The sequence below is a fragment of the Aquamicrobium aerolatum DSM 21857 genome, from assembly GCF_900113935.1.
Lineage (GTDB): Bacteria > Pseudomonadota > Alphaproteobacteria > Rhizobiales > Rhizobiaceae > Aerobium > Aerobium aerolatum.
Map to the genome: position 1 here is coordinate 179,954 of NZ_FORF01000002.1, position 13,658 is coordinate 193,611.

14 protein-coding genes are annotated in these 13,658 nt (G+C 60.3%); 2 read left to right on the forward strand and 12 right to left on the reverse strand.

All coding sequences use genetic code 11. The features are described from left to right. Positions 1 to 6 precede the first annotated feature (6 nt). From BMZ42_RS02445 to BMZ42_RS02455, 3 genes are all read right to left on the reverse strand, one after another. Positions 7 to 1,290, reverse strand: coding sequence for a TRAP transporter large permease (locus tag BMZ42_RS02445; RefSeq protein ID WP_091518157.1), 1,284 nt, complete (start codon positions 1,288 to 1,290; stop codon positions 7 to 9). Then, entirely contained in the window at positions 1,290 to 1,787 is a 498-nt protein-coding gene (locus BMZ42_RS02450) for a TRAP transporter small permease (RefSeq protein WP_091518159.1), read from the reverse strand. Before BMZ42_RS02450 ends, BMZ42_RS02445 begins: the two co-directional genes overlap by 1 nt. Positions 1,788 to 1,881: 94 nt before the next feature. Further along, on the reverse strand, positions 1,882 to 2,904 hold the full coding sequence (locus BMZ42_RS02455; protein WP_091518161.1) for a TRAP transporter substrate-binding protein: 1,023 nt from the start codon (positions 2,902 to 2,904) through the stop codon (positions 1,882 to 1,884). Positions 2,905 to 3,106: 202 nt separating this feature from the next. Between BMZ42_RS02455 and BMZ42_RS02460 the strand changes: the two genes are divergently transcribed. After that, a complete protein-coding gene (locus BMZ42_RS02460; protein ID WP_091518163.1) occupies positions 3,107 to 4,030 on the forward strand; it encodes a helix-turn-helix domain-containing protein in 924 nt (307 codons plus the stop codon). Positions 4,031 to 4,163: 133 nt separating this feature from the next. After that, positions 4,164 to 5,090: a nucleoside hydrolase gene (locus tag BMZ42_RS02465; RefSeq protein ID WP_091518166.1), complete on the forward strand. Its 927-nt coding sequence runs from the start codon at positions 4,164 to 4,166 to the stop codon at positions 5,088 to 5,090. Here the strand turns inward: BMZ42_RS02465 and BMZ42_RS02470 are convergent. The 9 genes from BMZ42_RS02470 to BMZ42_RS02510 all read right to left on the reverse strand — a co-directional run bounded on the left by BMZ42_RS02470 (position 5,053) and on the right by BMZ42_RS02510 (position 13,585). Then, positions 5,053 to 5,289, reverse strand: coding sequence for a hypothetical protein (locus BMZ42_RS02470; protein WP_091518169.1), 237 nt, complete (start codon positions 5,287 to 5,289; stop codon positions 5,053 to 5,055). The genes BMZ42_RS02465 and BMZ42_RS02470 overlap by 38 nt on opposite strands. A gap of 49 nt (positions 5,290 to 5,338) precedes the next feature. Further along, positions 5,339 to 5,611: a WGR domain-containing protein gene (locus BMZ42_RS02475; protein WP_091518441.1), complete on the reverse strand. Its 273-nt coding sequence runs from the start codon at positions 5,609 to 5,611 to the stop codon at positions 5,339 to 5,341. 119 nt (positions 5,612 to 5,730) lie between these two features. After that, positions 5,731 to 7,488 carry an ABC transporter ATP-binding protein gene (locus BMZ42_RS02480; RefSeq protein ID WP_244523125.1) on the reverse strand — a complete coding sequence of 586 codons (1,758 nt, stop codon included), beginning with the start codon at positions 7,486 to 7,488 and terminating at the stop codon, positions 5,731 to 5,733. 8 nt (positions 7,489 to 7,496) lie between these two features. Then, complete coding sequence (locus tag BMZ42_RS02485; RefSeq protein ID WP_091518175.1) at positions 7,497 to 8,456, reverse strand: acetamidase/formamidase family protein; 960 nt, start codon at positions 8,454 to 8,456, stop codon at positions 7,497 to 7,499. 8 nt (positions 8,457 to 8,464) lie between these two features. Further along, positions 8,465 to 10,081, reverse strand: coding sequence for an ABC transporter substrate-binding protein (locus BMZ42_RS02490; RefSeq protein ID WP_091518180.1), 1,617 nt, complete (start codon positions 10,079 to 10,081; stop codon positions 8,465 to 8,467). A gap of 25 nt (positions 10,082 to 10,106) precedes the next feature. Beyond that, positions 10,107 to 11,027, reverse strand: a complete 921-nt coding sequence (locus BMZ42_RS02495; RefSeq protein WP_091518185.1) for an ABC transporter permease — start codon at positions 11,025 to 11,027, stop codon at positions 10,107 to 10,109. Then, positions 11,027 to 11,926: an ABC transporter permease gene (locus tag BMZ42_RS02500; RefSeq protein ID WP_091518188.1), complete on the reverse strand. Its 900-nt coding sequence runs from the start codon at positions 11,924 to 11,926 to the stop codon at positions 11,027 to 11,029. The genes BMZ42_RS02495 and BMZ42_RS02500 overlap by 1 nt, the downstream gene beginning before the upstream one ends. Next, entirely contained in the window at positions 11,901 to 12,512 is a 612-nt protein-coding gene (locus BMZ42_RS02505; RefSeq protein WP_091518192.1) for an ANTAR domain-containing response regulator, read from the reverse strand. Before BMZ42_RS02505 ends, BMZ42_RS02500 begins: the two co-directional genes overlap by 26 nt. Next, positions 12,509 to 13,585 carry a transporter substrate-binding protein gene (locus BMZ42_RS02510; RefSeq protein ID WP_091518195.1) on the reverse strand — a complete coding sequence of 359 codons (1,077 nt, stop codon included), beginning with the start codon at positions 13,583 to 13,585 and terminating at the stop codon, positions 12,509 to 12,511. The genes BMZ42_RS02505 and BMZ42_RS02510 overlap by 4 nt, the downstream gene beginning before the upstream one ends. Positions 13,586 to 13,658 lie beyond the last annotated feature (73 nt).

Here is a 13,658-nt window from a genome sequence, read left to right on the forward strand (position 1 = left end):
TTTCCATCAACCCATTACGAGATTTGGCAGGAAGGTGGATACCGGCGGGATGTAGGTGATGATCATCAGCGTCGCGAGATTGGCGACGATGAACGGTCCGATGCCGGAAATAATCAGCATCACCGGCTTGGACAGCGTCGACGAAGCGACAAACAGGTCCAGTCCAAACGGCGGCGTGATCATGCCGACGGTAATGTTCAGTGTCACGATGACGCCAAAGTGGACCGGGTCGATGCCAAGCGCCATCGCGACCGGATAAAGCGGCGGAACGAGGATCAGCAATGCCGAATTCGGGTCAACGAACATTCCGAAAACCAGGAAAATCACGTTGATCACGATCAGGAAGACAAAAGGACCGGCGTCAATGTAGCTGATGAACGTCAGAATCGCCTGCGGAACCTGCGCCAGCGTCACAAAATAGGAAAGCAGACCGCCCAGTGCGAGGAGGATGAAGATGATTGCGGTCGAAAGAGCAGCACGCTCCGTAATGGCAAACAGCTTCTTCAACGTCAGAGTACGGAAGATCACGCTTTCCACGAAGATTGCATAGACAACGCTAGCAGCAGCAGCTTCAGTCGGCGTGAAATAACCGGTGTAGATGCCACCAAGGATGATCACAGGCATCCCGAGCGCCCACTTGGCGCGGGAGATCGACTGCAGCCGCTCGCGCCAGCTGGCCTTTTCGCCGCGAGCCACGCCGTGCTTGCGCGCTTCCCACCACACGAGAAGGGCAAATGAGAGAGCGAGCACCAGCCCTGGCACGATACCTGCAAGAAACAGCCGAGCCACGGACGTACCGGTCATCCAGCCATAGATGATGAAGGTAATCGACGGCGGCAACAGCAGCGAGGTTTCCGCGCTCGACGCGATCAGACCAAGGCTGAACTTATCCTTGAAGCCGGCCTTCTGCATTTCCGGGAACACCATACGTCCCATTGCTGCAACTGTTGCCGGGGCAGAACCCGAGACGGAGCCAAATGCAAGCGAGCCGCCAATGGCAGTGTAGCCCGAACCGCCGCGGAAATGGCGCAGAAACGCGTCAGCAGTTGAGGTCAAGCGACGCGCGATCTGGCCATCGCCCATCAATTCGGCAGCAAGAATGAAGAACGGGATGGCCAGAAGGGTCGAGTGGTTGATGCCACCAACGATCTTCTGCACGATTACCGGGTCCGGCAGCGAGCCGTAGAAGAATTCCTTGACCATGAGAGCCGGCACGCCGAGCACGAGAAGCATCTCGAAGCCCAGCACCAGCATAGCCACTGCTGTGACTGCAACGACCAAAAGAAGCATCAGTGTCCCCCGTCCTGTGCGGAATAGCGGTCGATCACGCCAAAAAGGCTCAGGGCATAGCGCAGCGCCAGCAACAAAAACCCGATGGTCGGAGCCAGATAGATCCAGAAAATAGGCATGTTCAGCGTCGGGCTGATCTGGCCGGTCGAATAGACGAAAACGGTCATCCCATAGCCAAGCCACGCGAGATACACGCAGAACAGAACAGCGACGACGTCAATAAGCTTGCGAATTGGCAACCCAAGGCGCTTGGCGATACGGTCACGCCAGCTGTAGACGCCAACCTGGCGGCCCTGTTCGAGCGCAAGCCCAAGGCCAAAGAACACCAGGAACAGGCTCATCAGACGGACGGCCTCCTCGATCCAGGCGAAATTGGTGGCGAAAGTGCCCCCAACCTGGCGCGACATCACGTTGACGAAATAGAGAGTGACCATGACCAGAAAGATCGTCACAACAGTGACTCTTTCCATGATCCGCAAAGCATTGAGCGCCTTCATACGGCTTTCCCCCCAAGGCCCTGCAACATCTTCAGAGGCCTGAAACAAAAAAGGCGACGTCTACATAAGCAGACGTCGCCCGTTCAATTCGTCATTACTTCGTGACGGAAGCGTATTCTTCTTCGTAGATCGAGATCAGGCTCTGGCCTTCATCACCGGTACGGCTGAGAAATGCCGCGCGGGTGGCCGGATACATCTTCTCGCGAAACTCTGCCTTCTCAGCAGCTTCCATTTCGCGAACGTCGATACCCGACGCCTTGATCTCTTCAAGGGCAGCCTTCACCGACTCAGCCTTATGAGCAATCAGTTCCGGGACCACCTCGACGAATGCGTCGGTAATAACGGTCTGGTACTCAGCCGGCAGGCTGTTCCAGAACGTCGGGTTGAACAGGACAACGTCTTCCATTGCGCCATGATCGGAGACCACGAGATGCTTCTGCACTTCGTAGTACTTCATGCGCTGGATGGTATCCATCGGGTTTTCCTGCGCGTCGATGACGCCAGTCTGCAGTGCGGTGTACAACTCACCGAACGGCATCGCAATAGCCGACGCACCAAGTGCGTTGAACTGCTCGATCAGGATATTTGAATCCATGACGCGGAACTTCTGTCCGGCGAAATCGCCAACATTTGCCAGCGGGCGGTTCGACGTGAAGTGCTTCTTGCCATTCGGCCACAGCGTTACGCAATGAACACCACGGCTCGTGAACGTATCACAAAGCGCCTTGCCAAACGCACCACTGCGAATTTTCTGAGCCTGCTCATCATTGTCCGGCAGCAGGAAAGGAATGTCGAGAATGGAAACGACCGGGTTGAAGCCGCCGAGGAATGCCGCCGGGGCAACCGTTGCCTCAAGCGTCCCAAGCTGGACACCTTCGGTCATCTCGCGCTGCTGGCCGAGCTGGCCCTGCGGGAAGATCTGGAATTCGACAGCGCCATTGGTGCGCTCTGCGACGAGAGCCGCAACCTTTTCAAGGTGCACATGGCGCGACTGCTGTGCAGCCTCCAGGTGACCAATCTTCGCTACGAAGTCTGCTGCCCAGACGGAGGAAACTGCCGCCACACTGACGACACCTGCCATTGCAATTGACTTAAGCCCGCGAACAACGCTGTTCATTCCCCACCTCCACTTGGTGCTAGTTGAATCCGGAGAAAAATTCGTATCGGACAATCTCTCAACTTGTCAATCTTGTTTCTCAAAAATGAGACAGATTGGCAGGTTGTCTCACAACTGATCCGCGTGCTAAAAATTTCATTGACATGATCCGACCAAACCGGATGCGTTGACGACGCATTCAACAGCATCAGTGAGGCGCGACGTGACCAATCAGACAGCCGATGGAATACGTTTCAGCGATATCGGCGCCCGTCTGCGTGCTCACAGGTTGGGAAAGTCCCTATCGGCAGAACAGCTAGCCGCAAAACTCGGCATCTCGCGCGCCGCACTCTATCGCGCTGAAAAGGGCGAAATCCGCAAGATCGAGACACTGACCAGCATTGCCGGAGAACTGGGCGTGTCACTGCCAAGCCTGATGGGCGTCGGCGTCGAATACGTCAATACAGCAATCACTTTCTTTGAACGGATGCGTCAACTGGAAGAGGATTGTAACCAGATTGTCGGGCTTTTCAGTCCGGTTTCCTATCTGCTGACCTCAGATCGATATGACGATCTGCTCTCACGCGTACTCAAGGAATCAGTACCTGATGGAATCGACGCCGAAGGCATTCGCGCCGTCGATGCGCTGCTGGAGATCCTGCACGCGCGAAAATCGGCCTTCCGGCTTCGTCGGCCGCTAATCGTCAGCCTGATCTCGTCGGTCGACCTGGAGCGGTTCCTGCTTCACGGCATGATCGGGCGGCACGACCTGCCGACGGCAGTGGCAGCCGAAAGGCGGCTGGCTGCTCGCCGCGAGGCGGAGCATATCCTGCATCTCCTCGAAGACCAGCCGATCGGCATCCAGATTGGAATCGTCCGTGAAGCAGTGCCGGCGACGAGCTTCCAGATTTTCCGTCAAGCCGACCGATCGGTCCTGGCCATCAGTCCGTTCCGGCTTGGCGAACAGCCGAATGTCAGCCTTGGCGTTGCCCTGATCACCTCCGCTCCGGAGGCGATGGATCTGCATGAAGAGATTGCCGACCGGCTGTGGAACAGCGCGCTCAAGGGTACCGATGCCGCCGACTATCTGCGCGGCATGATTGCCAAATACGCGATCGAACCGGAGCGGGCACTTCAGCTTTCGTAATCGTCCGCGACACATCTTCAAGGGCTCCAAAGATCGTTTCGCAGCTATGCCTCGATCCGTATTCACCTTGCCGGGAGGATGAAATCCGCTTCGCAAAGAGCTATGTGTCGCCGCCCGCAGATGGAGAAATCTCATGAAACACAAGATCATTCTGGATTGCGATCCCGGCGTCGACGATGCCGTGGCGCTGATGCTGGCACTGGGAGCGCCTGAGTCCATCGAGCTTGTGGGCGTCACCACAGTCGCCGGAAATGTCTCGATTGACGACGTGACGCGCAATGCGCGCGGGTTGCTGGCGCTGGCCGGGCGCACGGACATTCCAGTCTATCAGGGATGTTCCCGACCGCTGATGAAAGCAACCGGTCCTCGCGCCTCGGTTCATGGCGAGGGCGGGCTCGGCAATGTCAGGCTCGATCCCACAGCGGTACCGCTGGGTGACAAGCACGCCGTGGATTTCATCATCGAGACGGTGATGGCAAATCCGGGTGAGATCACGCTTTGCCCGATTGGCCCGATGACCAATGTGGCGCTGGCGATGGTGAAGGAACCCCGCCTTGCCGAAAATTTGCGCGAGATCGTCTTCATGGGCGGCGCTGCATTCAGCCCCGGCAACAGCACGCCGGCGGCGGAGTTCAACTTCTATGTCGACCCGCACGCGGCACAGATCATGGTTTCGAGCGGGGCAAAGCTGACGATGTTCGGCCTCGACGTGACACGCAACGTGACTGCGGACCAAAGCTGGTATGCGCAACTCGAGGCGATGCGAGGCGAAATCCCGCCGACCATGGCGCGCATGATGCAGGTCTATGCAAAGGGCGATCCGTGCATGCACGACCCGTGCGTCATCGCATGGCTGATCGACAGTTCACTATTTTCCGGCGTCGACGCCTATGTCGAGGTCGACCACAGCGCAGGCATCAGCTTTGGCCGCTCGCTGGCCTACATGACCGAAAAGCATCGCGCCGGACGCGACATCAACTGCAAGATCATCACGCAGGCCGACAGCGTCGCGGTGTTCGACCTCATTGCCCAGCGACTGGGCTCGCTTCAATCTTCGTGACGGGCGTCGGTGGGAGCGGGTCGAGCAGATCGCTGTAGCGGGACCGCAGGAACGCCTCGTCTCGCGGGTCGCAGACATGGATCAACAACTGACCGTGATCTTTCTCGATCCAATGGTGCCCCGAGCCATGCGCTCGCAAATAGTCGCCGATGGCCCGGATGGTTGTGAAGCCAAACTGTTCGCGCAGCAAGAATGTCATGGTCGATCACGCTCCTGCCGGCCGGCACCGCGCCGGTCGACCCATGCACTTATGTAGGGTTCGAGGTGGCAGGTTTGCCAGGGTCGACATAGCCGCGATTGCGTTTTGATCGCTCAAGGCGCGCAAGGGCGTTCTGGACATCGTCCGGCGTGTCGAATGTCTCTATTTTTGCCTGCCCACAAGAGCCGATGCGACCCCAATTGCGAACCAGCGAGAGCTGACCGAACAGCGTTGGCTGAACCGACAGCAGATAGAACCGTGCCATGTTGCGGGCACTGTCAACGCGGTGAAGGTAAACGGGGGAGGGGGAGGGCGTTTTCATGGCGCGATTCTCTCGCGCCATGGGACAATCGTCCAACGAGTTCGATGAATCAATCCGCCGGTATCGATTCACGCAATTGATGGAAGCGATGGTTCAGCCACCGCTCTCGCAGCGACGACTTATTGGGCGACGAGGTGTCCGTCGCCGATATCGACCAGACGCACGCGCTCCGGCTCTTCCCCGACCTTCCACACCGGGCTTGGAATCTCGCCGGAAAGACGCAGCACCGGTGCGCGCTCGCGGCGTGGATCGGGAACCGGCACCGCGGCCAGCAGGCGCTTGGTGTAGTCGTGCTGGGGATTGCCGAACAGTTGCGCGCGGGTGCCCATCTCGACGATCTGGCCCAGATACATCACGGCAACGCGGTCGGAGATGTTTTCCACCACTGCCATGTCGTGACTGATGAAGAGGTAGGTGACGCCGCTTTCCTTCTGCAGATCGCGCAGCAGGTCGAGCACCTTGGCCTGGATCGAAACGTCAAGCGCGGCCACACTTTCATCACAGACGATCAGCTTCGGCTTCAGCGCAAGGGCGCGCGCAATGCAGATACGCTGACGCTGGCCGCCAGAGAACTGATGCGGATAGCGATTGTAGACGCTGGGCGACATTTCCACCCGCTCCAGCAATTCATGCACCCGCGCCCGCTGTTCCTGCGCGGTGCCGATGCCGTGGATGACGAGCGGCTCGCGGATGAGTTCGCCAATTGTCATGCGCGCATCCAGCGCCGCCATCGGGTCCTGGAACACGATCTGCAGGTCACGGCGCAATTCCTTGCGTCCGGCGGTGTTGAGATCGTCGAACGCCTTGCCGTTGATTTCGATGCGGCCGGTATGCGGCACGAGGCCGACCAGTGCCTTGGCCATGGTCGACTTGCCACAGCCGGATTCGCCGACGAGAGAGAGCGTTTCGCCGCGATAGATTTCCAGCGAGACATGCTCGACGGCGTGCACGCGCGCGGCGACACGGCTCAACAGCCCCTGACGGATCGGGAAATTCACCGAAACATCGTCGTAACGCACTAGCACGTCACGCCCCTCATGCAGCGGACGCGACGCCCCTGCGCCAAGGCGCGGCACAGCGGCGAGCAGGTCACGCGTATATTGCTCCTGCGGGGCGTCGAACAGGTCGATGGTCGAGGCCGTCTCGACCATCTTGCCCTTGCGCATGACAATGACACGGTCAGCCATTTCGGCGACGACGCCCATGTCATGGGTAATGAGGACGATGGCGGTGCCGAGTTCTTTCTGAAGATCGCGCAGCAGATCGAGCACTTCGCGCTGGACCGTGACGTCGAGCGCAGTGGTCGGCTCGTCGGCAATCAGCACATCCGGGCGTAGCGCAATCGCCATGGCGATCATGACGCGCTGGCGCATGCCCCCGGACAGTTCATGCGGATATTGTTCGAGGCGCTTTTCCGGCTGTGACAGGCGAACCGAGCGCACGGCCTCAAGCGCACGCGCACGAGCCTGCGCAACCGACAGCGGTTCATGGGCCCGGATCGCTTCAACCAGCTGACGGCCGATTGTCATCACCGGATTGAGCGCTGTCATCGGCTCCTGGAAGATCATGGCGATGCGCGCGCCGCGCATCTCCTGGAGTTTTTTCTCAGGCAAGGTGGTCAGTTCGGTTTCGCCGAAGCGAATGGAACCGCCGGTCACGCGCACTGCCGGGGCTGGTAAAAGCCCCATGCAGGCAAGCGAGGTGATCGACTTGCCCGAGCCGCTTTCCCCCGCGATCGCAAGTGTCTGGCCGCGATGAAGATCGAAGCTGAGCCCTTCGACCAGGGGGATGAGCCCCTGATCCGAACGGGCTGAAACCTGCAGGTCGCGAACCGACAAAACGACGTCGGAAGCTGTATCGACCACGGGAGAAAGCATAGCGGAGGTCATTCGAAGACGGCCCTCGGGAAGTAGAAGCTGACCACGACGTTCGGCATGTCGACGATTTCGGAAATGCGAAGATCGCCGCAGGTCGAGACGAGCATGTAGGCGTCGACCGGATCGAGCTTTTGCGTTGCGCAAAGAAGATCGATCATGTTGGCAACGGCATCCTTGGCCGCAGCCCACAGGTCCGGACCGATGCCGGTGGTGACTTCATAGCCCTTCGCGTCGAGGTGGCGCGTAACCGGTCCCGGCGTCGTGAAGCGCGGCGTCTTCAGCGGCTGGTCCTTGATCAGGTCGAGCGTCAGGACGACATCGAACGGGCTTTCGATTGCGGTGCCGCAAACCTCGCCATCGCCCTGTGCGGCGTGGGTATCGCCAACCGAGAACAGCGCGCCGTCAACTTCTACCGGCAGGTAGAGCGTCGTGCCCGCGGCAAGGTCGCGAATGTCGAGATTGCCGCCGACACGGCGCGGCGGAACCACCGAGTGAAGTCCGTTTTCGGCCAGCGCATTGCCGATGGTGCCGGCAAATGGCTTGAGCGGCACGCGGCCATTCTTGCCGAACAGGGCCGGCTCCATGCTGCTGGCGTCGAATTTCCACACATTGAGGGCCGGCTCAGGGAACTGGTCGGTCAACAGCCCGAAACCGGGAATGTTGGCGGTCCAGCCGAAGCCCGCACCATCGCGCAGCTGCGGCGTGAAGCTGTCGATCGTGACCTTGAGCACGTCGCCCGGCTTGGCGCCGTCAACGTAGATCGGTCCGGAGACCGGATTGATCTTGCCGAAGTCCAGCGCCTTCACGTCCTCGACGGTGGACTGGGGGCCAAGCTGGCCCCCAGAACTGTCAAGGCACTGGAACAGGATCGTCTCGCCCGGTGCAGCCGTCAGGGCAGGGGCAAACGAGTTGTCCCAGCCGAAATGGTGCTGATGGGCGTGGATCGTGTGATTACAGTGCTTGCACATGCCGGATGTTACTCCTTGATGAAGACGTAGTCGTAATTGACCGGGATGGAGACCGGATCGACGTACAGCTCGTCAGCCCCACCCATGCGGGCGGACTTCATGGTGAAGCGCTGTTCGTTGAACACCGGTGCCCATGGAGCGTCTTCCATGACCTTCATGTAGATTTCCGACCATTTGGCCAGACGCTCGCCTTCCTTGGCTGGATCGACGATCGAGTCTGCTGCCGCGGCCATCTCGTCGAGCGCCGGGTTGCAGTACTTGGACCAGTTCCAGCCGCCTTCAACCGCGCCACCGCAGCCGAGGATCGGACCGTAGAAGTTTGCCGGATCCGGGAAGTCGGCGATCCACGCCATGCCGCCCGACCAGATCATCGGCGCAGTGCCAGCACCGCCAGCCTCGATGACGTTGGCCTGCGCCAGCGACTTGATCGAGACATTGATACCGATGGCCTTCAGATCCTGCTGGATCGCCTGGGCGATACGCGGGTTCGGGTCGGTGTTCATGACGAACATTTCGGTGTCGAAACCGTCGGCATAGCCAGCCTCGGCCAGCAGCTTCTTGGCGCCTTCCTGGTCGAACTTGTAGCCTTCATAGCCTTCGGTGTAGCCCGGCATTGACGGCGGCAACGGCTGGGTTGCAGGAACTGCACGGCCGTTGATGACCTGGATGATGCGGTCCTTGTTGATCGCCATGTTGACGGCACGGCGCACTTCGACCTTGTCGAACGGAGCCTGCGTGACATTCATGGTGATGTATCCGGTGTGGAGCTGGCCACCCTCGACGACGAGGCTCGCCTGGGCTTCGTCCTTCATCACTTCGACGAACTTTGCCGGCGGAATGCCGTCGCCCGGAATGTCGACTTCGCCATTCTGCGCACGCAGCAAGGCGACGACCGGCTCCTGACCAACTTCAACCGTGAAGCTGTCGAGGTAAGGCACGCCCGAAATCCAGTAATCTGCGTTCTTTTCGAACACGAGACGCTGGCCCAGCGACCATTCGGCGAGCTTGAATGCACCGGTGCCGACCGGCTTCTTGCCGAAATCCGCGCCGGCAGCTTCGACAGCTTCCTGCGGCACGATAAACGAGAAGTTCAGCGCCATGATGTGCAGGAACGTAGCGTCGGGACGCGAAAGCTTGATGACGACAGTTTCGGCGTCCGGCGCCGAAATGCCGGCCACGGCGTCCGCCTTGCCTTCGGCTGCTTCGTCATAGCCTTCGATCGAGGCGAAGAAGCCCTGACCCGGCGACTGGGTGGTCGGATTGACGACGCGGTTGATCGAGTAGACGACGTCGTCGGCAACCAGCTCGCGGCCATTGTGGAACTTGACGCCCTTGCGCAGCTTGAACGTGTAGGTCAGGCCGTCTTCGGAAATCTCGTAGCTTTCGGCCAGGCCCGGACGCAAGGTCGTGGTGCCCGGATCGTAATCCATCAGGCCGTCGAACAGCGACTTGATCATCGACCAGTTCTGCCAGTCATAGCCGATGGCCGGGTCGAGCGTCGCGACGTCATCCTTGTAGGTCAGCACCATGTTGCCGCCATAGCTCGGCTCGGTTGCCGATGCCGGGGCAAAGGCAGGCAGAGCGAAAATGGCTGCCAGTGCTGTCGATAGGATTAGCTTTCTCATTACAGTCCTCCTGTTGGTTGATTGGTCAGCGCAACTTGATGCGCGGATCGATAAGCGGCGAAATCAGGTCGGCAATCAGGTTGCCGATAACGATGCCGCAAGCTGAGACGAGCGTGACGCCCATGATGATCGGGATGTCGACACGCTGAATTGCCTGCCATGCCAGCTGCCCGATGCCGGGCCAGCCGAAGACACTTTCGACGACGACGATGCCGGACATGAACAGGCCGATGTCGATGCCGATCATGGCGATGATCGGCAGGATCGCGTTTGGCAAGGCATGTCCGAGGATCACCTTGCCGCGACCCAGCCCCTTGGCGCGCGCGGTGCGGATAAAATCGGCGCGCAACACGTCGATCATCGACGAGCGCATGATGCGCGAATACCAGCCCGAACCAAGGATGCCGAGCGTGACTGCTGGCAAGACCAGGTGCGCGAAGGTGCCGTAACCGCCGATCGGAAACCAGCCGAGCTTGACCGCAAAGATGAAGAGCAGCAGCAACGCGACCACGAATTGCGGCGCCGAGACGGTCATGAAACTGGTCAGCATCAGGCCATTGTCGATGGCCTTGCCGCGGTTGAGCGCGGCGACGATGCCCAGTGGCAAGCCGATCAGAAGCTCGCAGGAGATCGCCGCGACCAGCAGCAGCAGCGTGGCCGGAAGGCGCGAGGCGATGAGTTCGGCAACCTCGGTCTTTTGCAGGTAGGACCGCCCCAGATCGCCCTGCACGAGGTTCCAGAGATAATTGCCGTACTGGACGAGGAACGGCTGGTCGAGCCCAAGCTGCTGGCGGATGCTTTCAACCGTCGCAGCCGTTGCCGAACGACCGGCGATCTGGCGCACCGGGTCGGCCGGCAGCACGTAGAGCAGCACGAAAGTGATGAAGGAGACGCCGAGCAGGATCAGTGCCGATTGGAACAGGCGTCGCAGGATATAGGCGGCCATCAGTCACGCCCCTGTTGCGTCGGGTCGAGGATGTCGCGCAAGGCGTCCCCCACGAGGTTGAAGGCAAGGGCAAGCAGCAGGATCGCCGCGCCCGGAATGAAGACGAGCCAGGGTGCCGACTGGAAGTAGGTCTGGTTCTCGAAGATGATATTGCCCCAGGACGGGATCGGCGGCTGAACGCCGATGCCGAGGAACGACAGCGTCGCTTCCAGCAGCACGGTGGTGGAGATCCCCAGCGTGCCCCAGACGATCAGCGTCGGGATCAGATGCGGCAGGATGTGCTTGAACAGGATCCGGCCATGGCCCGCGCCCAGCGTCTTTTCGGCGGCGATGTAGTCGCGCTCGGCAAGCGATGAGGTCTGCGTGAAGATCACGCGCGCGGTCTGCACCCAGTTCACGAAGGCGATGACCATGGCCACGATCCACAGCGACGGCGCGAAGATCGCGGCAAGGCAGATCGCCAGCAACAGCGCCGGAAAAGCCATCATCAGGTCGGTGAAACGCATCAAAATGCCGCCGATGACACCACGGAAATAGCCAGCGGTAACGCCAACCAGCGTTCCGATCAGCAGCGCCGCGCCATTGGCAACAAGACCGATCACCAGCGAGGTCTGCGCGCCATAGAGAATGCGCGAAAACAGGTCGCGACCCAGAAGGTCGGTGCCGAACCAGAACTGATCGCCCGGCGGCAGCGGCGCACCCTCGATGGTGAGGCCATCGAAAAACTGCTCGTAGGGATTGAACGGAGCAATCCAGCTGGCAAAGACCGCGCCGCCGACACAGATCGCGATGATCAGCAGGCCGAGCAACGCGAGTTTGCGCTGCACCAGACGCCGCAGGACGGAGGGTCCGCTTTCCGGCGCAGCCAATGGCTCAGGCGAGATCGAAATGTCTGCCATCGTCGGTGCCCCTTTCGTTCGAGTGGTTTGCAACCAGCCGCTCGGCGGCGGTTTCGATCGTCACGCGCCACGCCATCGCGGTCTGGCGCAAAAGGTCATAGGCCTCGGCCTCGGTCTTGCCTTTCATGACGAAGATCATGACGGCGCGGACAATTGTCTGGCGCGACGACAGGCGATTCTGCAGATCGGCGATCAACGCCGCCGATGATTTGGCGAGGTCGAAATTGCTGCGCGCAACCAGCAGCGCGGCATAGACGCCCTTGTCGCTCAGCGGCTTCAGAAGCTGCGCATGCGCGCCCATTTCCATCGCCCAGCGCAGCCTGCCGGGCGCTTCAGAGGCGATCAGCGCGATCATCGGCATCGGCGATGCACCGGGAGCCCAGGGGAACTGCTCGTTATGGCCAGTATCGGCATCATAAAAGATGAAGTCGGCACCAAGCGCCTCGGCGGGCAGTTCCGGCCATGCCTCGCGAACCACCAGCCCAATGACTTCAAGCTGTCGTACCAGCCCCTGAATCGAGGGATGAGGGCGGTGGAGAATCCACGCGACCGAGCCCCCGACATTTTCCGTTCGGAAATGACTCATGGCACCACCTTGAGGAAAACATCACCCTTCGGCGCGCGTGAACGGTGCGTCAGGTACGGGTCAGCACGGACCGGCGCCACGCACTTGATCTCGTTGAATCTACCATTTTCAAGTCGGGCAATGATGGCGGGCTGACGGGCATGAAGGTGCGTGGCATCAAGGCGCGGCTTCTGACCTGCCCGGATCGCGGTATTCAGGAGCTCCGAAAGCGGCATCTTCTCAGCACCAGGACGCCCATTGAGAAGCTGCGCGAGTTCATGCACCGACTGGCGGGCGACTTCATGGAACGAACCGCCAAAACCGCCATTCGGCTCAAACCATGGCCCCGCAGCAACGAGCCCTTCCGCCGCGCCTCCGGTAGCCTCAATCTCGCTTTCAGTGAAATTGCACGAAAGCACGGTGAAACCCTTGTCGAAACCGGGCTCCTGCTTCAGCGCCGACAGACGGCGCAGAAACGCGTAGGAGCTTTCTCCGACGAGAGAGTTGAGGATGAAATCCGGCTTCAGGGCGCGGATATCATGAATGATGTGGTCGATTTCGGTGTCGCCGATGGGCAGATAGCGGTCGCCGAGCACACTTCCGCCAGCGCCAAGCACACGCTCACGCGCGATCTGCGCCAGCTCCCAGCCCCAGATGTAGTTGGAGCCGATGAAATAGGCCCGCGTGCCAAGCGTCGGAAGCGCCCAATCGAGCAATGGCAACAAATGCTGGTTGGGGCACGAATGGGTGTAGGCAACACGCTCCGAAGCTTCGAACCCCTCATAAGGCACGGGATACCACAGGACGCCGTCGAAACGCTCCAGCTCCGGGATTACTTCCTTGCGGCTGGCCGACGTGGTGCACCCGAAGATGTGACGCGCAGGCGTGTCCCGCAGGATCTCGCGGCAGAGCGCGGCGTAACGATCAAGCCGGCCCTCGGGATCGGACTCGTGAACACGAAAAGTGATGTCGAGGCTGTCGTCGGCATTCACTTCTTCTACGCCACGCAGCACGCCATCGCGGCTGGCGCGCGACAGGGCTGCGTACATGCCACTGCGCGAGAGAAGAACACCTATTTCAACGACCCGCTTCATCGATCACTCAATATGAAAAACCCCGCGCCGACTCGCGCGGAAACGCGATCGAAACGGGGCTCGGATGCCAAAT